General features: G+C 51.2%; 19 protein-coding genes. 7 read left to right on the forward strand and 12 right to left on the reverse strand.

Annotation, left to right across the window (positions count from 1 at the left end; genetic code table 11):
• Positions 1-17 precede the first annotated feature (17 nt).
• Positions 18-1,526: a 4-alpha-glucanotransferase gene (gene malQ / locus H6F86_RS09680; RefSeq protein ID WP_190448402.1), complete on the reverse strand. Its 1,509-nt coding sequence runs from the start codon at positions 1,524-1,526 to the stop codon at positions 18-20.
• Between the two features lie 374 nt (positions 1,527-1,900).
• Between malQ and treS the strand changes: the two genes are divergently transcribed.
• Together treS and H6F86_RS09690 are read left to right on the forward strand one after the other, a co-directional pair.
• Positions 1,901-5,431 carry a maltose alpha-D-glucosyltransferase gene (gene treS / locus H6F86_RS09685; protein ID WP_242033451.1) on the forward strand — a complete coding sequence of 1,177 codons (3,531 nt, stop codon included), beginning with the start codon at positions 1,901-1,903 and terminating at the stop codon, positions 5,429-5,431.
• A 223-nt stretch (positions 5,432-5,654) separates the two neighbouring features.
• Complete coding sequence (locus tag H6F86_RS09690; protein WP_190448404.1) at positions 5,655-6,341, forward strand: RusA family crossover junction endodeoxyribonuclease; 687 nt, start codon at positions 5,655-5,657, stop codon at positions 6,339-6,341.
• 93 nt (positions 6,342-6,434) lie between these two features.
• Here H6F86_RS09690 and shc read toward each other — a convergent pair whose 3' ends face one another.
• Positions 6,435-8,411, reverse strand: coding sequence for a squalene--hopene cyclase (shc, locus tag H6F86_RS09695; protein ID WP_190448405.1), 1,977 nt, complete (start codon positions 8,409-8,411; stop codon positions 6,435-6,437).
• Between the two features lie 112 nt (positions 8,412-8,523).
• Between shc and H6F86_RS32165 the strand changes: the two genes are divergently transcribed.
• The 4 genes from H6F86_RS32165 (at position 8,524) to H6F86_RS09715 (ending at position 11,436) form a co-directional block, all read left to right on the forward strand.
• Positions 8,524-9,921: a glycosyltransferase gene (locus tag H6F86_RS32165; protein ID WP_190448406.1), complete on the forward strand. Its 1,398-nt coding sequence runs from the start codon at positions 8,524-8,526 to the stop codon at positions 9,919-9,921.
• 133 nt (positions 9,922-10,054) lie between these two features.
• Entirely contained in the window at positions 10,055-10,519 is a 465-nt protein-coding gene (locus H6F86_RS09705) for a DUF3531 family protein (RefSeq protein WP_190448407.1), read from the forward strand.
• Between the two features lie 15 nt (positions 10,520-10,534).
• Complete coding sequence (locus H6F86_RS09710; protein WP_190448408.1) at positions 10,535-10,957, forward strand: NUDIX hydrolase; 423 nt, start codon at positions 10,535-10,537, stop codon at positions 10,955-10,957.
• A 107-nt stretch (positions 10,958-11,064) separates the two neighbouring features.
• Positions 11,065-11,436: a TSUP family transporter gene (locus H6F86_RS09715; protein WP_190448409.1), complete on the forward strand. Its 372-nt coding sequence runs from the start codon at positions 11,065-11,067 to the stop codon at positions 11,434-11,436.
• Positions 11,437-11,440: 4 nt separating this feature from the next.
• Here the strand turns inward: H6F86_RS09715 and H6F86_RS09720 are convergent, their stop codons facing one another.
• The 6 genes from H6F86_RS09720 to H6F86_RS09745 all read right to left on the reverse strand — a co-directional run bounded on the left by H6F86_RS09720 (position 11,441) and on the right by H6F86_RS09745 (position 17,223).
• Entirely contained in the window at positions 11,441-11,881 is a 441-nt protein-coding gene (locus H6F86_RS09720) for a hypothetical protein (RefSeq protein ID WP_190448410.1), read from the reverse strand.
• A gap of 23 nt (positions 11,882-11,904) precedes the next feature.
• Entirely contained in the window at positions 11,905-12,432 is a 528-nt protein-coding gene (def, locus tag H6F86_RS09725; protein WP_190448411.1) for a peptide deformylase, read from the reverse strand.
• A 157-nt stretch (positions 12,433-12,589) separates the two neighbouring features.
• Positions 12,590-13,849, reverse strand: a complete 1,260-nt coding sequence (locus tag H6F86_RS09730) for an HhoA/HhoB/HtrA family serine endopeptidase (RefSeq protein WP_190448412.1) — start codon at positions 13,847-13,849, stop codon at positions 12,590-12,592.
• A 351-nt stretch (positions 13,850-14,200) separates the two neighbouring features.
• Complete coding sequence (locus H6F86_RS09735) at positions 14,201-14,764, reverse strand: Uma2 family endonuclease (RefSeq protein WP_190448437.1); 564 nt, start codon at positions 14,762-14,764, stop codon at positions 14,201-14,203.
• Positions 14,765-14,825: 61 nt separating this feature from the next.
• Entirely contained in the window at positions 14,826-16,763 is a 1,938-nt protein-coding gene (locus H6F86_RS09740; protein WP_190448413.1) for an aminopeptidase P family protein, read from the reverse strand.
• Between the two features lie 127 nt (positions 16,764-16,890).
• Positions 16,891-17,223: a DUF565 domain-containing protein gene (locus H6F86_RS09745; RefSeq protein WP_190448414.1), complete on the reverse strand. Its 333-nt coding sequence runs from the start codon at positions 17,221-17,223 to the stop codon at positions 16,891-16,893.
• A 197-nt stretch (positions 17,224-17,420) separates the two neighbouring features.
• Here H6F86_RS09745 and H6F86_RS09750 point away from each other — a divergent pair, with 197 nt between their 5' ends.
• Positions 17,421-18,062 carry a hypothetical protein gene (locus tag H6F86_RS09750; protein ID WP_190448415.1) on the forward strand — a complete coding sequence of 214 codons (642 nt, stop codon included), beginning with the start codon at positions 17,421-17,423 and terminating at the stop codon, positions 18,060-18,062.
• Between the two features lie 110 nt (positions 18,063-18,172).
• On the opposite strand, the gene H6F86_RS09755 is transcribed toward H6F86_RS09750, so the two are convergent.
• From H6F86_RS09755 to H6F86_RS09770, 4 genes are all read right to left on the reverse strand, one after another.
• Positions 18,173-18,895: a molybdopterin-dependent oxidoreductase gene (locus H6F86_RS09755; RefSeq protein ID WP_190448416.1), complete on the reverse strand. Its 723-nt coding sequence runs from the start codon at positions 18,893-18,895 to the stop codon at positions 18,173-18,175.
• Positions 18,896-19,006: 111 nt separating this feature from the next.
• Positions 19,007-19,630: a cytochrome b/b6 domain-containing protein gene (locus tag H6F86_RS09760; protein WP_190448417.1), complete on the reverse strand. Its 624-nt coding sequence runs from the start codon at positions 19,628-19,630 to the stop codon at positions 19,007-19,009.
• An 82-nt stretch (positions 19,631-19,712) separates the two neighbouring features.
• The gene (locus H6F86_RS09765; RefSeq protein ID WP_190448418.1) at positions 19,713-19,952 is read right to left on the reverse strand and encodes a hypothetical protein; all 240 of its coding nucleotides are present in this window, start codon (positions 19,950-19,952) and stop codon (positions 19,713-19,715) included.
• Positions 19,953-20,009: 57 nt separating this feature from the next.
• Positions 20,010-21,923: a pentapeptide repeat-containing protein gene (locus H6F86_RS09770; RefSeq protein WP_190448419.1), complete on the reverse strand. Its 1,914-nt coding sequence runs from the start codon at positions 21,921-21,923 to the stop codon at positions 20,010-20,012.
• Between the last annotated feature and the right edge of the window lie 90 nt (positions 21,924-22,013).

A 22,013-nucleotide genomic window follows, 5' to 3' on the forward strand; every position in this document is an offset into this window, starting at 1 on the left:
GCCGCTCAACCGGAGTGTTACCGACTATAAAGTTGGGTCAGAGCGAGAAGTCGATCGCTCAACTCCTGCGTTAGCAGATCAGAACTACGGTAGCGCCAGCGCCAGTTGCCTGCATTATGGCTAGGATCATTCATGCGCGATCGCCCATCTAAATCCAGGAGATCTTGCAGTGGAATGATGGCAAGATCGGCAACCGAAGCCAGCGCCGTACGAATGAGCAGCCAATTAATGTCCTTGATCGCGTCGGGCGAATCGTAGCCTAGATATTTTGCGAGAAACTGTTTCTCGGTTGCACTGGCTTGCTGCCACCACCCGATCGCGGTGTCATTGTCATGCGTACCGGGATAAACCACCGTGTTTCTAACGTAGTTGTGAGGCAGATAGGCATTGTTTGCATCATCACCAAACGCAAACATGAGAATTCGCATGCCAGGGAAGTCAAAGCGATCGCGCAAGGCTTCAACTGGGGGCGTGATGATGCCTAAATCTTCTGCCAGAATCGGCAACGTTCCCAATGCTTTTTCTAACGCGGTAAAAAATTGTTCACCGGGCGCTTCAATCCATTCGCCGTTAATGGCAGTTTCTTCTCCAGCCGGCACTTGCCAGTAGGCTTCAAAGCCGCGAAAGTGGTCAACACGGACAATATCGACGTATTGCAACGTCACCTGAAAGCGTTTGATCCACCAGGCAAAATCTGTTTTCTGCGCTTGCTCCCAGTTGTAAACGGGATTGCCCCAAAGCTGTCCGGTCGCGCTGAAATAATCAGGCGGTACACCAGCAATAAACGCTGGCTCAAACGTGTTTGGATCAAGCTTAAATAGCTCTGGATCAGCCCAAACGTCTGAGCTGTTATGGCAGACGTAAATGGAAATATCGCCAATGATTTTGATGTTTTTAGCGTTGGCATACTGGCGTAGCTTCTGCCATTGCTCAAAGAATTTAAACTGTACAAATTGCTGATATTGAATGCTTGCTTGTAACGCTTCGGTTTGCGCTTTGATGGCATCTGGTTCGCGTCGGGCGATCGCACGCTCCCACTGATGCCAACTTTTGCCGCCGTTTGCTTCTAGTAACGCCATAAACAGCACAAAATCATCCAGCCATGACGCTTGCTCTTGACAGAACTGTGCGAATTTCGCATCCTGGTCGGGCGATCGTGCGGTGAGAAAGCGGTCGTGTGCTTGCTTCAGTAAATGAGTTTTGTGAGCAATGACTTTCTCAAAATCAACCTTCTCCAGGTCAACATCGGTCAAGGGCGTTAAGGCATTTGAGTCTAATAAGCCATCTGCGGCTAGCTGCTCTAAATCGATCAGCAGCGGGTTGCCCGCAAAGGTGCTGAAATTCATGATGTAGGGCGAATGCTCGTAGCCTGTGGGTCCCAATGGCAAAACCTGCCATAGCGTTTGACCACTCTTCGCCAAAAAATCGACAAAGGCGTAAGCGGCTTGACCGAGATCTCCAATACCAAAGCGGCTGGGGAGAGAGGTAGGATGCAGCAAAACGCCGCTAGCACGTTGAAAGCTCATATTGGTTCGGCGATCGCTTTTAAAGGTGGTATGTCAGAAAATCAGTGCCGGATCTTTGCTTTCTCAAGCAGGTCTAGCTTGTTTAATCAGGACGCAATTAAGAAACCGGAGCTTCGGATCGCTTCTTTCACGATCAGCAATGCCATTCATAAAAGAAAATGTTCGCCGAACGCATCCTTCTTAAGGATTGGATAAAATTATTTTCTATTTAACAAAGAGCACTTTAGAGTAAGAGCACTTTAGAGTCTATAGCCGCTACATAGATGAGCGTTGAAAGCATTGTCACGCGATCGCTCTAACCTTTGTACGATGACGAAATGGACTATTTCCGCTAACTTAATGACGGACATTGAGTGCGAATGGATGGGTTGACCTTGAAGAATGATCCCTTGTGGTTTAAGAATGCCATTATTTATGAAGTGCCGGTGCGTGCCTTCGCCGACAGTAACGGTGATGGTATTGGCGACTTTCGTGGACTGACTGAGAAACTGGATTATCTTCAAGATCTGGGTGTAACTGCGATCTGGCTGCTGCCCTTCTTTCCATCACCACTGCGGGATGATGGCTACGACATTGCCGACTATGTGAATGTGAATCCCATTTATGGCACGCTGGACGACTTTAAGGAGCTTTTGCAAGCGGCTCACCAGCGTGGTATTCGCGTCATTATTGAACTGATTGTTAACCACACGTCTGATCAACACCCCTGGTTTCAGCGGGCACGACGAGCGCCTAAAGGTAGCCCAGAGCGCGATTTCTACGTCTGGAGCGATACCCCTGACAAATATCAGGAAGCGCGGATTATTTTTCAGGATTTTGAAACCTCTAACTGGGCATGGGATTCTGTTGCCAAGGCGTACTTCTGGCACCGCTTTTACTCCCACCAGCCCGATTTGAACTACGACAATCCTGCGGTGCGTCAGGCAGTGTTTGATGTCATGGACTTTTGGCTGGCGTTGGGTGTGGATGGGCTGCGGATGGATGCAGTGCCCTATTTGTATGAGCGTGATGGCACTAACTGCGAGAATTTGCCCGAAACGCACGCCTTTTTGAAGCAACTGCGCCAGCACGTAGACGAAAAGTTTCCCAACCGGATGTTGTTGGCAGAAGCAAACCAGTGGCCTGAAGATGCTGCCGCCTACTATGGCGATGGCGATGAGTGTCACATGAACTTCCACTTTCCACTGATGCCACGGCTGTTTATGTCGCTGCGGATGGAAGATAGCTTTCCAATCGCTGACATCCTACAGCAAACGCCAGCTATCCCCGATAACTGTCAGTGGGGCTTGTTTCTGCGGAACCACGACGAGCTGACGCTGGAAATGGTGACGGATGAAGATCGAGATTTTATGTATCGCGTCTATGCCCAAGATCCAGAGATGCGGGTGAATTTGGGCATTCGGCGTCGGTTGGCTCCGTTGCTGGGTAACGATCGCCGTCAGATTGAACTTCTTAACAGTCTGCTGCTCTCCCTGCCTGGAACGCCGGTGCTGTACTACGGCGACGAGATTGGGATGGGCGACAACGTGTACGTGGGCGATCGCAACGGGGTTCGCACACCAATGCAGTGGAACTTTGACCGTAACGCAGGCTTTAGCAACGCTAGCCCTCAACGACTGTATTTGCCCCTGATTGTCGAGGCAGAGTATCACTATGCAACCGTTAACGTCGAGGCGCAGCGGGCGAACCCTAGCTCACTCCTGAATGCGACGAAGCGGCTCATTGCAATGCGAAACCGCTTTCAAGCCTTGGGCAGCGGCGATTTTCAGATTCTGCATCCCGAAAACCGTAAGGTACTTGCCTTCACACGTACGTATAAGGACGAGCTAATTCTGGTCGTCGCGAATTTGTCTCGCTTTGTGCAGACTGTTGAGCTAGAGCTATCGGCGTTGAAGGGGTGGGTGCCCGTCGAGATTTTTGGACGCACTGAGTTTCCACCGATCGAGGATTTGCCCTACTTCCTTAGTATTGGTCCCTACGCGGTCTATTGGTTTACACTCAAGCCGCAAGTGCTTCCCCTGCCTACTGCAAAACCCCATGCGGAACTACCCATGTTGGTGCTAGATGGCGCGTGGGAAAGAGCATTTTCTCAGTTGCAGTCAGCCCAAACACGCAGTTTTACGTCTGGTTTAGAAAACCTGTTGCCCAATTACTTGTCCAGCCATCCCTGGTTTGGCGGCAGAGTCCGTACGGTGCAATCCACTCGCCTCGTAGAAGCGATCGCGATTCCCTACGGCAGTAGCCACGCGCAAATGCTTGAGCTGCACGTAGACTACATTCAGGGCAACCCGCAAACCTATGTGCTGTTTTTGGCGGTTGCTGAGGGTGAACAGGCGCTACAGTTGTTGTCCGAGACACCGCAGTCAGTAGTGGCACGGCTAAAGCTGTCAAATAGCGATGATGTGGCAGTGCTGTTTGATGCGATCGCCGACAAGCAATTTTTAACCGCGTTGCTAGATAGCATTGCTGAGAACCAGGTTTACAAGAATACGGCGGGAACGTTGGTGGCAGCTACAACGGCGTTGTTCAACGAGTTAAGCGGTAGTGAATCTAATGATGGTTCCCTTATTAGTGACGAACGTAGTGGCAGCATTCAGCCCTTTGAGCCAGCGCTGCTGAAAGGCTTACACAACAATACGTCGATTACCTATGCCCAAACTGGTAGCGTCGCTGCTCAAAATCGCCTGATTCTAAAGCTGTTCCAAAAAGTTGAGGAAGGGCTGCATCCAGATCTGGAAGTCCGCCGCTTTCTGGATGAGCACAAGCACTTTACCGGCATCCCCTCGATCGCTGGTACGCTGACTTACCATCGTCCCTCGGCTGAACCCATCACGATCGGCATTCTGCAAGAGTTTATCCCCGACACCCGCAGCGCTTGGGACTATACGATCGACCATTTGCGTGACTACTTTGATCTTGTCACGATGGATCAGTCGAATATTACGGAAGCACCCATGCCCGTCGGTTCGCCGCTAGAGTTAGAGTCTGCAAGCGCTAACGCTCCCGCCGATCCAACCTCGCCAGAAGTCTTTTTCCCGGTTCCTTACTGCCCTCTGCCCTCCGTTCCTTCCCAGATTCCTGCCTGCAAAGCGATCAATAGCTATCTAGCAAATATGCAGCTTTTGGGGCAGCGGACTGCTGAACTCCATATTGCTCTGTCAGTGGATGCTGACACGCCTGCCTTTGCGCCCGAGCCCTTTACTACGCTCTACCAACGATCGATCTACCAGTACAGCCGCAATCTCACTGGGCGCGTCTTCTTACTCTTGAAAAATCGCTTGAGTGTGTTGCCACCTGAGACGCGATCGCTAGCCACCACTGTTTTAAGCCAGCATGATGCCTGTTTACAACGGTTTCAATTGGTCTTAAACCACAAAATTACGGCGTTGCGGACTCGCTATCACGGTGATTATCACTTAGAGCAGGTGCTCTATACGGGCAAAGACTTCTTTATCATCGACTTTGAAGGCGACCCAGCCCGCAGCTTGAGTGAGCGACGGATGAAGCGATCGCCCTTGCGCGATGTGGCAGGGATGCTGCAATCGTTTTACTACGCTGTCAACACTGCGCTTGAGAACGAAATCGAAAGCGGCATGAGCCATCCTGAGCAACTCCATCGAATGCAGCAATGGGCAGAGTTTTGGTATCGCTGGGTGAGTACAACTTTTATCAAAGCGTACCTGACCACTGCTACTCGTGACAGCTTCTTGCCCAAAACCCAGCAAGAGTTAGAGGTGATGCTAAATAATTACCTGATCGAGCAAGCTATTTATGATTTGGGACGTGAGCTAACCAATCAATCCACACAAGTCAAAATTTCGCTGCGTCGCATTCTTCACCTTCTGGCAATCAATCCTGACGAAGGTGTACCAAAACCGGAAGCTGTGACGAATGCCCAAGTATAAAAGCTACTCTTGCGGAGTAATTTCTTTTCAGTGCCGTATAAGTGGGTGCTAATTTGAGTCAGGCGCGGTGCGATCGTACCTGGTTCAATAAGCGTAGCTATGCCTAACATTAGCCTCTATAAATGATGGAGTAAACACAAGCTACTGGCTACTGATGTTAGTTGAAATGTTTTACGGAATCCTTCCGTTCAATAGTTATATCGCTTGAAAAAACTTACTCTTGATGACTGACGAATTGGCTGAGGGCTTAGATAGGACAAAGCGTGGCGAAATTCCGTCCCCCTTCGGAAGAGCCGAATTTACGGTCAAAGGATCGCCTGCTTCAATTCAAGCCAGTAAAGAAACTCGCAATAAATACGTTCATTCAATTAAAAACCAGTTTAAGAATTTAGATTACATATTGACGGGAGATATTATTCTAAACTTGACATGGCTTTTGCCAACAAAAAGTAGATATGAAACAGATGCGAAAGCGGATATTGATAACTGCATCAAGCCCATTATTGATGCACTAACAGGGGTAGATGGACTATTTATTGATGATTGTCAACTCAGTGGTTTATACATCTGCTGGCGTCATATTGAATCTGAAGATGAACAAGTGATATTTGAGTTCGAGTTTGTAGCAAGCGAATACTGCACAAAAGACGAACTGGCTTTTGTGCGCTTGGAGGACGCTCTTTGTACGCCAGTTAATCTTAATTGGTCATATGAGGTTAAAGCAATTTGGGCTGCTATGTTGAAATCTAATCAAGCCTCAAAAGATGTTTTAGAAAAGCTGGGTAGTTCTTATCCTGCTGTCGCAAGCTTGCTCGGTTCAAGCCGACCATTTCATATGACTAGAGTAAGGGGATTCAAAGTTGTGAGTTCAAGTGAATTCCTTGCTAAGAAATCAGTGGCTGAGGTATAACAACCGCAATGCACCGGAACTTTGAAGTACAGTGGCTGTTGACAAAAGTTTTCTGAGTCCGGTGATTGGGAACGTTATCGCAACCGCTAAACGTTACTTGATGAGTCGATAACGCCCGATCGCCGTTAGTGGAAAGTGCTGTTGATAGAGGTGATACTTCAGGTAAAAGTGACAGGGAAAACCTGTACCTGTGAAGTAGTCCTCATTCCAGGTGCCATCGGGTTGTTGAGTTTGGAGAAGGTATTGGATGCCACGATCAAGTGTATCCATCGCATACGTCCCAGTTGCGTCGCCTGCTGCCATTAGTCCAATCAGCGCCCAGGCAGTTTGTGAGGCAGTGCTGGTGCCCTGCCCTTTTAGCGACGGATCGTTGTAGCTAAAGCAGGTTTCACCCCAACCCCCATCCGCGTTTTGGCAACTCACCAGCCAGCTTGCACCCTGCTCAATTTCTCGCTGGTGGGTTGCGGCAGCCACTAACGACAGCGCTGCCAGTACGCCACTCGTCCCGTAAATGTAGTTCACACCCCAGCGACCAAACCAGCAGCCTTCGGGTTCCTGCTCTGCGCGGAGATAGGTGAGGGCGCGATCGATGGCGGGAGTGGGGAGAGCGTTTTGAGTTGAAACTGCCTTCTGCCCTCTGCCTTCTGCCTTCTGCCTGGTTTCCAACTTCCCGACCATTTCCAGCACTCTCGCGGTCACATCTGCCGTATTGGGATCGATCATGGCTTTGAGATCGCCGTAGGGGATGGCGTTGAGCCAATCCTGATCATTGTTGAGGTCGAAGGCTGCCCAACCACCGGGAGTGCATTGCATAGTGGCGATCCAGTCTACGGCACGATCGATCGCCGCTTGTTTCAACGGCTCATTCGGCAACTGGACGGCACAGAGCGCCATCACTACAACCGCAGAATCATCCACATCGGGATAAAAGCGATTGTCAAACTCAAATGCCCAGGCTCCAGGTTTGCCTTTGCGGTTTTTTACTGCCCAGTCGCCGTAGTCGAGAATCTGCTTCTCTAGCAGCCATTCGCCACCGTGCACTAGAGCCGGATGATCGGGAGCGAGACCAGAATCAACGAGCGATCGCATCACTAAGGCTGTATCCCACACAGGCGAAATGCAGGGCTGAATCCAGTAATGCTCGTCAGTTTCGAGCGCAAAGTTATCAACGGCTTTTAGACCCCGCTCGACGATCGGATCAGCCACGTTATAGTCAAGCGCTCGTAATGCCAGTAAGGAATTCAGCATGGCGGGAATAATGCCACCCCAGTCGCCAGTAGCTTCCTGGCGTTCGAGCACCCATTTCTCGGCAGCGTCGATTCCTTCTTGCCGAAACGGCACCAGGTTCAAGTCTTCCGCTAGTTTAAAGGCACCATCCAGATGCACGAAAAGATCTGTCCAGTCGCCCTGACGCGGTAACTCGAAGCGCGCGTTGCTACGTCCCTCGGTATACAGTTCGTCCAGACTGATGGCTGGCTCAGTGATATAAACGGGTTTGCGATCGAACACAATTAGCAGCGGCACCGTGCTACCCCGCGCCCAGCTAGACAGTTCATAGATGTTGACTGGAAAAGCATCCGGCAGCAGCATGACCCACGATGGAATGGAGGGCAGGCCTCGCCAGTCGTAGCAGCCAATCAACCCCAGGTGAAACTTGGTGAAAATGCGTGTCTTGCTGATGCCGCCCCGTCTCAAAATGAACGATCGCGCCTTTTGCAACGCTGGATCGGTAGCCGGTACGCCCAACAACCGGAGCGCCATGTACGCTTCAACGGAAGTACTCAGTTCACCACCATCACCGTAGAACAGTTCCCAACCGCCATGCTCGCGCTGCTGCGATCGCAGATATGCCTCTACCTTATGCAGTGGACGGGTTTTGTCGGTGCCCCAAAGCTTATGCAGCAGCACCACTTCTGCCGTAATGGTGACGTTCGACTCTAGCTCTGCCCACCAGTAACCGTCTGGATACTGAAGTGATAGCAAGTAATTTTGACTGCGGGCGATCGCCTCGTCCACTTCGATCGACCCAGCCGTTGCACTGTTCCCGACACCCTGTTCCTGAGTTTGCATACCGTCTGTCCATCCTCAACACACCGCTTTTGCCAATTTTACCGATACACCTGTCGTTACAATTGGCAGATGTTGTATTTTGCCCCTTAGTGAAGAGTCTTGGCAATTGGTAATGGCTGAAATTGGCTTGGGAATAACGCTGCTGTCGCTCATCATCTGGCTCGTGCTGCTGTTTGGACGCGGACAGTTTTGGCGATCGGATCAGTTTTTGGATGAGGAGGCAGAAGGCAGGCTTCCCAGAGCATCAGCCGACGGGAGGCAGAAGGCAGAAGGCACTCTTTCTCCACTCCCCACTCCCCACTCCCCACTCCCTTCTGTCTGCGCCATCATCCCCGCCCGTAACGAAGCCGATCTGCTGCCCGTGACGCTGCGATCGCTCCTGACGCAGGGCTATCCCAACCTTCGCATCATCTTGGTTGATGACCAGAGTACTGATGGCACTGCTGATATTGCACGGCAGACGGCTCAGGCTCTTGATCCCTCAAGGCTAACGGTGATCACTGCTGAACCGCTTCCGGTTGGTTGGACGGGCAAACTGTGGGCAATGGAACAAGGCGCTCGCTACGCCCAAACGCTGTCGCCACCGCCTGACTACTTTTTGCTAACGGATGCTGACATCTCGCATCACTCCGAAAACCTGCATCAATTGGTCGCCAAAGCACAGGCAGATGACCTGGATCTGGTTTCGTTGATGGTGTTGTTGCGCTGCAAGAGCACATGGGAAAAACTTCTGATTCCTGCGTTCGTCTTTTTCTTCCAAAAGCTCTACCCGTTCCGCTGGGCAAATGATCCGAACCGTAAGCTTGCGGCTGCGGCTGGAGGCTGTATTCTCCTACGTCGCGACGCTCTGACGCAAATCGGCGGTCTGCAAATTCTTCGTCAAGCGCTGATTGATGACTGTTCCCTGGCGCAGGCGGTGAAGGGTTTGGGCAGAGGGCAGGAGGCAGGAGGCAGGGGGAAGAAGGCAGGAGGCAGAGGGCAGGAGGCAGAGGGCAGAGGGCAGGAGACAGGGGAAGCTAGGGAAGTAGGGGGGCAAACTTCCGAACTCACCCCTTACTCCACACTCCACACTCCACCCCCCGCACCCCACACCCTACACCCCACTGGCAAAATCTGGCTGGGGCTGACTCGCCAAACGCTCAGTTTGCGCCCCTATCCGTCGCTTAAAACGATTTGGGATATGGTGGCTCGTACTGCCTTTACTCAACTCAACTATTCGCCGTTGCTGCTGTTTGGAACGTTAGTTGGCATGACGATCATTTATGTGGTGCCACCTGTGAGCACGATCGCGGGACTTCTCACCGGACAGTGGACGATCGCCCTGGTTGGACTACTCACCTGGCTACTTATTGGTGTGGCGTATGTGCCAACGCTGCGGCTCTATCAATGTCCACCACTATTGGCATTTGGGCTACCCGCGATCGCCTTCCTTTACACCATCATGACGCTCGATTCTGCCCTCCGTCACTGGCGCGGCGAGGGTGGAGCCTGGAAAGGACGGGTCTATTAGCCGTTTGTGCCGTGTCATGATAGCTAAGAATCAGTAATGAATTAAAAGTTAAGAACTAAAAGTGAGCATCACTTGCCTTTGCCATTTTTAGTTTTGCGATTTTAATTTTTCTCGGGAACGCAGGAGTATCAAGATGAATGTACAGTTTCGAGAATTTGATCCCTTTAATGTTTGGATCTGGATTGAGTTCAGCACAGTGCCCTCGGAAATGGAAAAACAGTACGTTGAGGAAGTCTTCAATTCCTGGTTCTTTCTAGGCAAGCTTGGCGGCTTTAATGCCGAAAACCTCCAGGTGCAAGATATGGGGCTAGAAGTGAGCCAGATGGAATACGACGATGATCTGGCTGACAGCAGCATGGTGGCGTTGATGCACAATATGGGCGAGGTGGAATACGAGGGCAATTGGGGACGCTGTTGGTTTGACCTCGGTACCAGTGACGCGATCGCCCTAGATGTACTTATCACCGCCCTGCGTCAGTTCAGCAAAGATTACGTTGTCCTTGAAAGCCTAATTATTGGTGGTGAAAACGAAGACTGGACAACAGGCGACAGCCGCTATCGATCAGATACATTTTTGGATACCAGTGATTTGAATTAGGTGAGGAGTGAGGCGTTGGGACATAGGATACGAGCGATCGCGTTGGGCTTCATTCAAAATGGCTCACGTCTGTTTGTTTCGGAAGGGTTTGATCCCGTAAAACAGGATTACTTCTATCGTGCGTTAGGCGGTGGTATTGAGTTCGGCGAAACAAGCCTGGAAGCGCTGAAGCGAGAATTTCGAGAGGAACTTCAGGCAGAACTAACGAACATTCACTATCTCGGCTGCCTGGAAAACGTGTTCACCTTTAACGGCAAGCCGGGGCATGAATTTGTTCAGCTTTACCGCTGTGATTTTGTCGATCAGGCATTCTATCAGCAGGAACAAGTCAACTTTGCTGATAGCGACCAAACCTACACTGCTTACTGGATTGAGTGCGATCGCTTCCAATCGGGCGAACTACGCCTTGTACCGCCACAATGTCTGCAATTCCTTTAGCCCTAAGCTTTTTCCTGAACTTCGTGCATTTCTAGACCGAACTCATGTCTAAGTACTGCTATAAGTAGTCTCAGTGTGTACTTAACAGCGCTGAGCGGAATGAAGCTATGTCTCTATTGATGGTTCAACTGTTGCTCATCGGTTTAGTAGCTGGTGTTGCAGGCGGGATGTTTGGCATCGGTGGTGGTGCCATTATGGTGCCTGCAATGGTGCTGCTGCTGGGGATGGATCAAAAATTTGCAACAGGAACCTCGATCGCCGCACAGATTTTGCCGATCGGTCTTCTCGGCGCTGCGGTCTATTACAGAGAAGGCAACCTCAGCATTCGGGATGCACTCTTTATTGCGGCTGGACTTTTTGTCGGCTTTTTATTTGGTGCATTGTTTGCCAATCAACCCTTTATCAGCAGTGCCCTGATGAAAAAACTCTACGGCATTTTTCTCTTCGTCATTGGCGCTCGTTACCTGTTTTTTCGTTGAGAAATTAGTCTGAAATAGCCGTAACTTGGTGTCCAAAAGCTTCAATGAGTGCTTGCATACAGCCTGTACCACCATAAGGCGAACTATACGGGGTGAACTCCAAACGAGCAATTGTACCTGAGATTCGACGGCATCCTACTAGCTGGTAATCGCCATCCTCAAAAGCTCCAATCATGGAGCCAAAGTCCCAGGGTGTTTCAAGCGTCTGATCATTCCATCGTTCCTCAACGGGTGTCGCGAACCATCGTCGCTCCCAATCCTTGAGTTCTGCTTCAGTTGGGTGCCAGAAGAAAGACGTTGCTTTCGTATCGAAGAAGGCTAACCAATAGTCTTCAGGAGGAAATAAGTTAGCCCGTTTTGCTTTGCACAAAGCGTTGACAGCGGCTTCAAGTTGCCGAAACTGCTCCTCGCTGGCAATTTCAAATTCGACGAAGCAGGAGTTCATCGCGTCTCAAATCGCAAGATAAATTAACCGGGGAAAAGGCGCTGGTACTCGCGCTCGGTGATGAGGTCTTGCGTACTGTCTATCCGATCGACGAACACAATGCCATCCAAATGATCGAGTTCGTGCTGAAAAATACGAGCAACAAAATCGGTCAACTCCTGTTTGTGCAGCTTGCCGTCACGTCCGGTGTATTCAACTTCGATCGCTCGATATCTGGGCACCTTTCCCCGAATACCTGGAATGCTAAGGCAACCTTCCCATCCCATTACCGTTTCATCAGCATGGGCAAGCAAGCGTGGATTAATCATGGCTGTCGGCTCCATCGTTGGTGCGTTGGGATACCGCAGATTCGGACGCGATGCCACTATGAAAAGGCGATCGGACTGGGCAACTTGCGGCGCAGCAATGCCAACCCCATTTGCCTCTTTAACCGTGATCAGTAGATTTTCAACCAGCGTTTGAATGCGTTCTGACTGAACATTCTCCACAGGCTGCGCTTTCTGACGCAGAATGGGATTTCCCAACTCGATTACTTCAAGCAACTCAGGCATAGGACGTGACAACAAATGGATATTTTTGGTCTAAAGCGATCGTCTATGTAAGGAAAGCAGGTGAGGCAAGGGGACGGAGGGAGCAGGGGAGGCAAGGGGAGAGGAGAGGCAGAGAAGCCCTTCCTCCCTCATCCTTCCTTCTCCTGCCCTTCCTCCCTTACTCAGTCTGCGCTGTCTGCGTAGGGAACGCACCAGGGCGGACTGCTAGCGTCATCGTTTGTCCATTGCGCTTAAACTCCACCTGAAGACTACCGCCAACAGAACTCTGTGCCACGGCTTGCTGCACACCGTCCGCTGTTTTAACGGGCTGACCATTGATTTTCTGGATTACGTCACCGGGTTGAAGCCCCGCTTGAGCCGCCGGAGAACCACGCATCACGCGATAGACCAGCACACCGCTGTCTTCTTTCACAGTGATACCTGCTTCAGGGTCGCTGTTGACCTGCTTCCTCAGCTCTGGCGTGAGGGTTGTCATGCGGATGCCCAGATACGGGTGGCTCGCCTTACCAGTGGTGACAAGTTGGTTTGAAATTTGCTGCGCAGTATTGATGGGAATGGCAAACCCTAAGCCTTGGGCACCCCCAATAATGGCGGTGTTCATGCCGATGACTTCGCCGCGCTGATTGAGCAAGGGACCACCGGAGTTGCCAGGATTAATCGCAGCATCGGTTTGGATAAAACTTACGCGCTTATCGGGCGCTTTGATTTGCGAACTGGTGCGACCCGTACCACTGATAATACCGACTGTCACAGTATTGTCGAGACCGAGGGGGTTGCCGATCGCGATCGCCCATTCGCCTGGTCGCAGTTGATCGGAATTGCCGATGCTAACAGTTGGCAGATTGGTTGCTTCTACTTTGATGACAGCGACATCAGTGAGGGGGTCAACGCCCAGCACCTTGCCTTTTAGCTCGCGCTGATCTTTCAGCGTCACGATTACAGTATCGGCACCATCCACTACGTGCGCGTTGGTCAAAATTAGCCCATCGTTTTTGATGATGAACCCGGAACCTGTGCCACGCTCAACACGAGTCGATGGACCCGTTGGCACATCGCCAAAAAACTGTCGGAAAAACGGATCATTAAAGATGGCGGGTCGGCGGTTTTTGACGGTACGTGAGGAGTCAATACGCACGACAGCAGGACCCACGCGATCAACCACGTTGACAACAAAGTTGGGATCGCTAGACGAAAGAATGGCGCTACTGCGGTTGGGTGTCTGGGCAAGCAACTGGGTTTGTGCTGGAGGACGGGCTGTTTGGGCGATCGCCACCTGGGTCGAAGCTGTGTTAGACGACAGCCAGTGATCACCTAGCAGCGCTGTCCCTGCTCCTAAGAGTGGCAGTAACAAGTAAGCCGCTGGCGTTTTCCAGGGAGATTTGCGTACGTTGCCTTGTTTATAAATGGAAATCTTCATTGTTGTACTGTCCAGTCCGCAAGTGTAAAACGTTAAGTCAAAGCACTGAAACCGATCGCACCTCTAGCCGCTCACGTTGTTTTTCACAACTGTGAGACCAGGATGAAAGCACTGCATAGCATTATTCTTACGCTCATCCTAGCCCATTCAAAATCCAGATTAGACGTATACATTGCAGTCACGCTTACTGTTTGTCCAGACGGAATTGCTAGTAAAGCCCACCCCTAAAATGCGGGTTGCTAAAGGACTGAAACGCTCAGTCATGCTAAGGCTTACAAGGCAGACGCTAGCAGCGGTGTAGAGTTCCAGCGGTTGCTACTCAATACTTGCAGCCATGATCACGATAACGAACTAGCCGGACATTTTGAGCCAATTGAAAACCTGCTGTACGGTCAGTTCTAGCGGCACTCCTGCCAGCACTGGGAGTAGGTCATTACCTTCATACAGCACTGGCTCTTGTTTCGGTAGGAAGGCAAGAATGGAGCGATCGCCGGGACCAATCAGCCAACCCAAGCTGCAACCATGATGGAGACAATGCAGAATGTTCCCTGTGACGCGGTTTGAAGCCTGCTCAGGCGAAAGAATTTCAATGACCCAATCTGGGTGCATCAAAAAATCGTTAGGGATTTCTCCATCAGCATCAAAGGGAATACGCGACCACTGGAACACAGCCACATCCGGCACGAGCGAGCGTGTACCAAACGTGCAGCGCAATTCCGGCAAGGCATAGACGGTTTGTTGGGCTACTCCGATCTCGTTGACAGCATTACAGAGTCTCAACTGAAGTTGGCTATGCTTTCCCTTTGGCATTGGCTTTTGGATGATTGCGCCATTGATGTATTCACTGGCAGGCTTTGTTTCTGGCAGTTTCAGAAAGGCTTCGAGGGTGATGGGTTGCTGGGTGGCGATCGTCATGGCTTCAATCTCATCAATAGCATCACGGTTTTTGCCAATCATCCAAACGTTGCAAGGGTGGCTAAACGGTACAAACCTCCTGGAGCCAGGTGGCTTCTTCGGGGCTAAGTGTGGGGGTGAGCCTAGCAACGATCGCCTCGTTATACTGTGCCAGCCATGCCTGGTGACGCTCGTCAAGGCGATCGTGATCGATCAGGCGTTTGTCGAAGGGAATGTAGGTTAGTGGTTCAAAGCCATACCAAGTGAGTTTGTTGGGATCTGGCTTTGCGTCTGTTTCTGACGTTTCGCCTGCGGGTGTTAGATCCTTAACGACGTACAGATTTTCGATACGGATGCCGCCCCAGCCTGATTTGTAAAAGCCTGGTTCAATGCTAGTCACCATGCCCGGTTCCAGTGGTTCGCTGACTCGCTTGCTGATACCGTTTGGACCTTCATGCACATTCAGAAACGCGCCCACTCCGTGTCCGGTACCGTGCCCGTAGTCTAGCCCTGCAAACCAGAGGGTCGATCGCGTAATGCCGTCCAGTTGCGCTCCGGTGGTACCTTTGGGAAAGCGCTGCATGGCACAGTTAATGTGAGCTTTCAAGACTTCGGTGTAGCATTCCACTTGCTCTGGAGTGGGGTTGCCGACGATTAACGTGCGTGTGTCGTCTGTGGTGCCGGAAGCGTACTGTGCGCCAGAATCGAGCAGCAGAAATTCGCCGTCATGCAGCACTCGCTGAGGGTTAGGGGTGCCGTAGTGGACGATCGAGCTATTGGCTCCGGCTCCAGCGATCGTGTTGAAGCTCAAGCCTTGAAAATTAGCTTCTTCGGCATAAAACTGTTCCACGGTTGCAGCGACATCGGCTTCTGTAAGGATTTCTTTGCTGTTGAATTGATCAGAAACCCACTTCAAAGTACGAGTTTTGGCGCGGCTTGCCTTCAGGTTTGCCTGCTGCATCTGCGAGATTTCGATCGCGTTCTTGCGGGCTTTCATGCCCTCGATCGGGTTGCTTCCCTCGACAATTTTGCAGGCGATCGGAGCAACGGGATCGGTAAGCAGCTCATGGGTTCCCATGGTTGTGTGCTTGTGATCGATGAGTACCCGCTGGTTTGGAGCCTGGGCAACGAGCGCCTTCAGTGTCTCCCCATAGAGTTCATACGGGTGTAGCGTCACCTGTTCTTGCAAGAATGCTTGCAAGTCGAGATCAATGCGATCGAGATTGGTGAACAGGTAGGCAGCCTTGGGCGTGACGATCGTATAAGCAATAAACACCGGGTTATACGGGACATCCCAACCGCGCAGGTTGTAGAGCCACGCAATTTGGTCGAGCTTGGTGATGGGCAACACGTCTGCATTTGCTTTGTGCATCGCCTCTCTAACGCGCTTTAGCTTTTGCTCAATGGTTTCTCCCGTTAGTGCGTCGGGCAGGTAAAACAATTTGGCATCAGCATAGGTTGGCAACGGTTCTGCACTCACCCAGGGCTGTTGCAGGCGGACGCGATCGACCAGATTGCCAGCGATCGGCACTAACACGACCCCCGATGGTTCCAACTGCTTCTGAAAGTTGCGAAACTGACTTACCGTCAGCGTAAACGGGTCAAACCCCAGGCGAAAACGGCTGCCTGCTTGCGTTGCCTCTCGACCCAGCGCTTCCAGCCTTTCCTCCAAAGTTTTCTGCCCGTCTAGTCCCAGCTTGGATACCTGCATCAACGTCGGATCAACTTCTAGATCCGCCTGTTCGTAATAGCGCGAATCGACAAACAGCCACGCCGTCTCTTGACCAACGAGCAAATCGCCAGCCGAACCCGAAAAGCCACTCAACCAGATCCGTCGCCGCTTTGCCTCTGGTAAGTATTCATTCAAATGTTCGTCAGCGGCAGGCACAAGGTAGCCATCTAACCGATGGGTGGCAAGGTGCGATCGCAGCGCCGCAAACTTCTCCTGAGTCACAGTAGACACGTGAGGCAATAAGTTAGCAGCAGACAAATCAGCAGAAGACAAATCAGTAGGAGACATGGGCAATGAGTGAGCGTCTAGTTCGATTTATAGCATTTACAGAAGGCGGAGGGCAGAAGGCAGGAGGTAGAGGATAGGAGGCAGAAGGCAGGAGGCAATAAATTCCAATCTGACTTTTAACCACTGTTTATGAGCCAAGCTTGAATGCATCCACAATCAAGCTGTACGTTAAGCCGACCTTGAAGGCATTGAGAGAATCCAGCAAGAGCGATCGCGTCCCTTCGGGTCTTCGGCGATACGCAAACAGACTGATTAGTTCGGTCAACGCGACGACTAGCGCGGCAACAACGATGTCTACCTGCCCTTGTTGACCTGCAACTAGAGAAAGCGCGGGTCCAACATAGTTACCGAACAACAGACTGATGATTAGAACCGAGACTCGTCGCCACGGGTTTTGTAGCCAACTGCCCAGGCGATCGGTCGTCCGATCCACCAAACTGTTGAGACGAGTATTTTGCATAGCTGAATGGCTCTTGATGGACGGTCTCGATCATCGAGCAGGTGGTCGCTTCAAACCGCCAGGACAGCATTGACCAGCTCAACGTTTTCTCTGTTTCACTTTAGAATATTTCTTCCCCGCAGGTGCTGAAAGATTGCTATTACTAAAGCAGGGATGTGGATGGCAGGAAAACGATGGCGGGTAAACCAGCTAGGTATATGAAATTGCGATGCTACCCCGTTGTTGGTGCAACCTTGGCAACGCTTTTATGTCTGGTCAGTGGGTGGGTCGTCTATCAACGCTTTACTACCAGCGCGATCGTGCCCTCTGCAATCGATCTACCTTCAGCTGATAGCGAGTTGCCTAAAGCCGCGCCCGCTTCGCCAGCTACGCAGCCAACGAATCAGCCAACCCTTGCACCCAGCGCTAAACCTGTTCCTGTACCCACAGCAGCCCAGCCCGTTGAGGCGCTTCCTGACAAGCGTGTTGGTACGGCTAGCATCCGGAGTGGTGTCTTGCGAGTTGGCAATCCGACTAGTTATCCAGTACGGGTGGCGCTGTTGCCAAAACAAGAGGTAAAGCAGGGCAGCGGTAAGACAGAGTCGGCGATCGCCCAGCCAGATGAGCCATCTAGCTACGAAGTGCCTGCTCACTGGGATTTTGCACCCGAAGAAGGTGGTGCGAATGGGTTGCTGGTGTCGTTGCCCGATCGTACCCTCAAGCTCAAAAGAGGGGATGTGCTGGTTGCGTTTGCTCAAGACGGCTCCGGGCGCTACTGGGGACCCTACGTTGTGGACGAAACTGCTATGCCAACATGGAACCCAAAAGCAGTTGAATGGCAATTAATCTTGCAGCCCTAAAGTTCCGCTACTTCCAAACAGTCTTACTTGTATCAGTTCCACCCTTCACCCCTCCACGCTTTTACCCCTCCACGGTCCTTCTTCAACGTGCGTGCTGTACGCCGATATCCCTAAAGCCCTGCAAACCACTCATAGCCCAAATCTTCCCAATAGCCTCGCTGCTGCGATAGCTCGCTCACCAGCGTAATGCCTGTCACCCACTTACTCAGCTTGTAACCTAGCTTTAGCGGCGAGGCAAGACGTAGCGGCGCACCATTCTTGGCAGGCAGCGGCGCACCATTCATTTGATATGCCAGCATGGTTTGAGGATGCAGCACTGATGCGAGATCCCAGCTTTCGTAATAGCCATCGGCTGATTGAAAATAGACGTAGCGCACGTCTGCCTTTGGTTGTGCCAGTGCAATAAGATCACTCAGTCGGATGCCGCCCCACTGCACGATCGCCGCCCACCCTTCAACACAGACATGGCGAACCACCATCGATGTCAACGGCATCTGCTGAAGCGTCGTTAAATCTAGACTTAGCGGCTTGTTTACAGCACCGTCTACCGTCAAGCGAAACACTCCTGGGTCAATCCGTGGCACAAACCGAAACGTATTCTCAATAAGTGCCGCTGGCTCGATCGCGCTGACAGGAAACTCTGGTATGAGCTTTTGGGGATTCAGCAAGAGTGCATCCAGGCGATCGTTCACAGGCATAAACAGCTTGCCCGCTAAGCCTTCTGCCAGCGTTAGCCCAGCGGTGCCCACAATCCAGCCTGCGCCGGTCAGACCAGCGATACGAAGAAAACTACGGCGAGGGAGAGAGTCGGAAGTGTCGTCAGTTGGGGACATGAGAGGGATAGGGAACGTTATGAGTTAGGGGCAGTTTTGAGTTTTAAGTTAAATTTGAACACTCGCTTTTAGCCTGCTCCTTCGGAGAAGCAAGCTACAGCCTTCAGCCTTCTAGCTTTCTACCTTCTCGTCCAAAAACATGGAATCTACGAGCCGATCGCCGCCTGCTTTGAAGGCAAGGAGAGAGTGGGCGATCGCAAACGCAAGCACAATCGGCACCGTGAGAAAGTGTGTGACGCGGATCGCAAACCAATCACCGAAAAAATCAACAATCCAGTGAAACTGAGCGGGTTTATACATACCAATGCCGCTCAAAAGCGCCAGCAGCAAAATCGGGATAATGGACGTATAAACAAGGCGATGCCATGCATAAACACGTCGTTTGGGATTCTTGCTCTGTTGCAATGCTTTGATGTCGTTGCTACCCACATAACGATGCTGCCACCGCTGCGTCACCAGCACATACACGCCGTACCAGAGTAGATTGAGCGAAAAAAACCACATAGCGGCAAAGTGCCAGTGCCGTCCGCCTGCTAACCAGCCACCCAATAAGCCAAAGAAGGGAAAATGAAACCCTTCACGCCCACCAAAGACTGGATTGGCATTGTAAATCTGCAAGCCACTGGTCAGCATTAAAAACAGGCTAACGATGTTGACCCAGTGAAAGATCTTGGCTGGTGTCGTTTGGAGCGATCGGCGTTTAAGTTGGGGTTTTGCGGCTGGCGAGGAATCCACTGTTTCAGTTTGTAACGGCTTCTCACTCTACTGTACAGCGGTTCAACCTTGCTGGGACAACCTTGAATAATCGGAAAGATGGTCATGACTCTGCAATCAGTCTGGCATTCAACATCGTAAAGATGCGATCGAGTTCTGTAATGCCTGCTAGTTCAGCTTCCTGTTCTGAATTTAGCAAACCTGCTTTGTGCAGTGCCAAGAGTTCTTCTAGCCGAGCCTGAAGCTCATTGGTAAATTTGAACAGATTGAGGTTTCTCACTTTCTGAACCGTAATACCAGACTCGACCCAGAATGAGGGTTGAACCATGATTTGAGTAATCATTGCACTCCTAGCCCTTTTAATGGCGTTTTGGCATTTTGACGGATCAAACTTAGACCGCTACCAGGAAACTCCCAAAGGTGCCAAAACCGCTCTTACGCCTGACAAGATCGTGGGCAAATGCTTCTCAGCAAATTCCATTAGCCCATTGCCGCGCTTGATGATCGTGGGCAGTGCATCCAGCGCATCGCCTGCTTTTTCTAGCAGGTCAGCATTTTTGGGGTCGTTACCTAATTTGGCGATCGCATCCAGATGCTTCAGCGCTTTCTCCTGGTCTTTTTTGTCTAAGCCAGCGTCGGGCTTTTCAATGGCAGCTTTGAGTTGCTTCAGCAAATCTGCCAGCTTGAGTATTTCAGGCGCGTTTGAGGCTTCCAGTTGATCAAGTGTGAGGGTGAGTGTGCTGCTGATGTCGCCGCCTGCTGCACCTGTGATGTCTTTGCCTGCCACGCCGCTAATGTCGCCGCCTGCAATACCGCTTACATCGCCTTGCACGTTACCGACCTGGATTTTATTGTCATTGTTTGGCATAAGATCACCTGTGAATTGAGAGTTAGGAGCATTGAACGACGGTCTACTAAATTGGTTAGTTTGATGATAAACAAAGCCTTGTAAGAACACCGATTGCTCTTGATAGACAGTGAGTCGCCCTTCCGCATGGGCGAGATTTTGCTGCAATGCCTGCTTTTCTTCTCGCGCTGCCTCCAGTTGCTTCTGCATTGCTATGTAGTCGTGCATAAACTGCGCGTGCATAGGTGCGTAGTCAGTATTGGGATTGGTAACGTTGAGCTTGACGAGCCGATCGCCATCGCCCACATCCACCACAGCCTGTAGCGACAAACCTGCATCCTCGTACTTCGTGAGCAAATTGCGGAGCGCCACATCAAACGCCTGCGGTTCAATGCCATTGCGAAAGAGAAAATCGAGCGTTTTGGAGAACTGATTGACCAGTTTGGCAAAATCCCCTGGCGCGAAGCTCCCGCTGGCAGGTTGACGCGCCTGTTCGTCTGGCTCCAAATAAATGTAGTCGCAACGAACATCAGTGAAGCAAGTATCTGCATTGATGCCCCAGTTCTGAATGTAGGCTCCCGTCAAGGCAGCGTTGGAGAAATCCGTGCCTAATGCCTGGGTACTTTGCAAATTGGCTCGTTCTAAGTTGGCACCCTTCAAATTTGCGTCGTTTAAGTTTGCCCTCCGTAAATTAGCACCCGCCAGTGTCACTCCTGCCAGGTAAAGACGGTTTAGGTTGACGTGGCTGTAATCTTGACCGCGACCGTTGCGACTGGTGCAAAGTTGCCTAATCCTTTGATCAAAGCTGTTGGAGAATTGACATCGCACTAAAGATGCACCAGTCCAGTCCACAAAATCAAGAGTTGCATCCGAAAAATCAGCGCTTTGAATGCTGACCTGATCAAACTTTGCGTAGGTCAGATTGGCACCCTTGAAGATAGTTCCGGGTGTGTTGCGAATGGTTTGGATGAGTTCTCTGAACAAATAAAGAGCAAAACTAGTGAGAAGAACGGAAAGTTCAGTGTAAAGAAGCCCTTCGGCAATTGCGCCTTTACCAAAGGCAGAGATTGCAAAGGTCGTACCGTGGATGGCAACAACAACAGCGCCACTGCTAACGACAGCGAAAACAACAGCACCAGTGAAAGAGATACCGTCACCGACAATGACAGCGAAAGAGACAGCGACAGCAAAAGGGACAGCGATCGCGCTAGCGAAAGAGACGGCAACAGCGCCACCGGCAGCGCCACCGGCAGTGCCACCGACCACACGAACAAGCTGAATGATGAACTGCCTACGACTCTGCCCCGTTCTATCTTGCTGAAAGTTTGCGCCTGTTAACGTGGCAGCGCTAAAGTCGCACCCCCGAATGTCAGCACCACTGAAGTCTGCGCCTGCCAGATCTTTGTTTTTAAACGATCGATTTCGCAGATCGCGGTTGCGGTAGTCCAGGCGTTGCGGTTGAGGCATAGTAAGGCACAGCGGTTGGCGTTCCGTCTATTATTGCCTTGCCAAAGAATTTCGTCATCGTTGAGGGCGATAGAAGACACAAAGCGAAGC

The sequence above is a fragment of the Phormidium sp. FACHB-592 genome (genome assembly GCF_014695795.1).
In the GTDB taxonomy this organism is placed as follows: Bacteria; Cyanobacteriota; Cyanobacteriia; order Leptolyngbyales; family Leptolyngbyaceae; genus Stenomitos.

Coding starts and splice junctions, on each gene's coding strand:
- malQ (WP_190448402.1), bottom strand. CDS start 1,526: ATGAGCTTTCAACGTGCTAGCGGCGTTTTGCTGCATCCTACCTCTCTC.
- H6F86_RS09690 (WP_190448404.1), top strand. CDS start 5,655: ATGACTGACGAATTGGCTGAGGGCTTAGATAGGACAAAGCGTGGCGAA.
- shc (WP_190448405.1), bottom strand. CDS start 8,411: ATGCAAACTCAGGAACAGGGTGTCGGGAACAGTGCAACGGCTGGGTCG.
- H6F86_RS32165 (WP_190448406.1), top strand. CDS start 8,524: ATGGCTGAAATTGGCTTGGGAATAACGCTGCTGTCGCTCATCATCTGG.
- H6F86_RS09705 (WP_190448407.1), top strand. CDS start 10,055: ATGAATGTACAGTTTCGAGAATTTGATCCCTTTAATGTTTGGATCTGG.
- H6F86_RS09715 (WP_190448409.1), top strand. CDS start 11,065: ATGTCTCTATTGATGGTTCAACTGTTGCTCATCGGTTTAGTAGCTGGT.
- H6F86_RS09720 (WP_190448410.1), bottom strand. CDS start 11,881: ATGAACTCCTGCTTCGTCGAATTTGAAATTGCCAGCGAGGAGCAGTTT.
- def (WP_190448411.1), bottom strand. CDS start 12,432: ATGCCTGAGTTGCTTGAAGTAATCGAGTTGGGAAATCCCATTCTGCGT.
- H6F86_RS09730 (WP_190448412.1), bottom strand. CDS start 13,849: ATGAAGATTTCCATTTATAAACAAGGCAACGTACGCAAATCTCCCTGG.
- H6F86_RS09735 (WP_190448437.1), bottom strand. CDS start 14,764: ATGACGATCGCCACCCAGCAACCCATCACCCTCGAAGCCTTTCTGAAA.
- H6F86_RS09740 (WP_190448413.1), bottom strand. CDS start 16,763: ATGTCTCCTACTGATTTGTCTTCTGCTGATTTGTCTGCTGCTAACTTA.
- H6F86_RS09745 (WP_190448414.1), bottom strand. CDS start 17,223: ATGCAAAATACTCGTCTCAACAGTTTGGTGGATCGGACGACCGATCGC.
- H6F86_RS09750 (WP_190448415.1), top strand. CDS start 17,421: ATGAAATTGCGATGCTACCCCGTTGTTGGTGCAACCTTGGCAACGCTT.
- H6F86_RS09755 (WP_190448416.1), bottom strand. CDS start 18,895: ATGTCCCCAACTGACGACACTTCCGACTCTCTCCCTCGCCGTAGTTTT.
- H6F86_RS09765 (WP_190448418.1), bottom strand. CDS start 19,952: ATGATTACTCAAATCATGGTTCAACCCTCATTCTGGGTCGAGTCTGGT.
- H6F86_RS09770 (WP_190448419.1), bottom strand. CDS start 21,923: ATGCCTCAACCGCAACGCCTGGACTACCGCAACCGCGATCTGCGAAAT.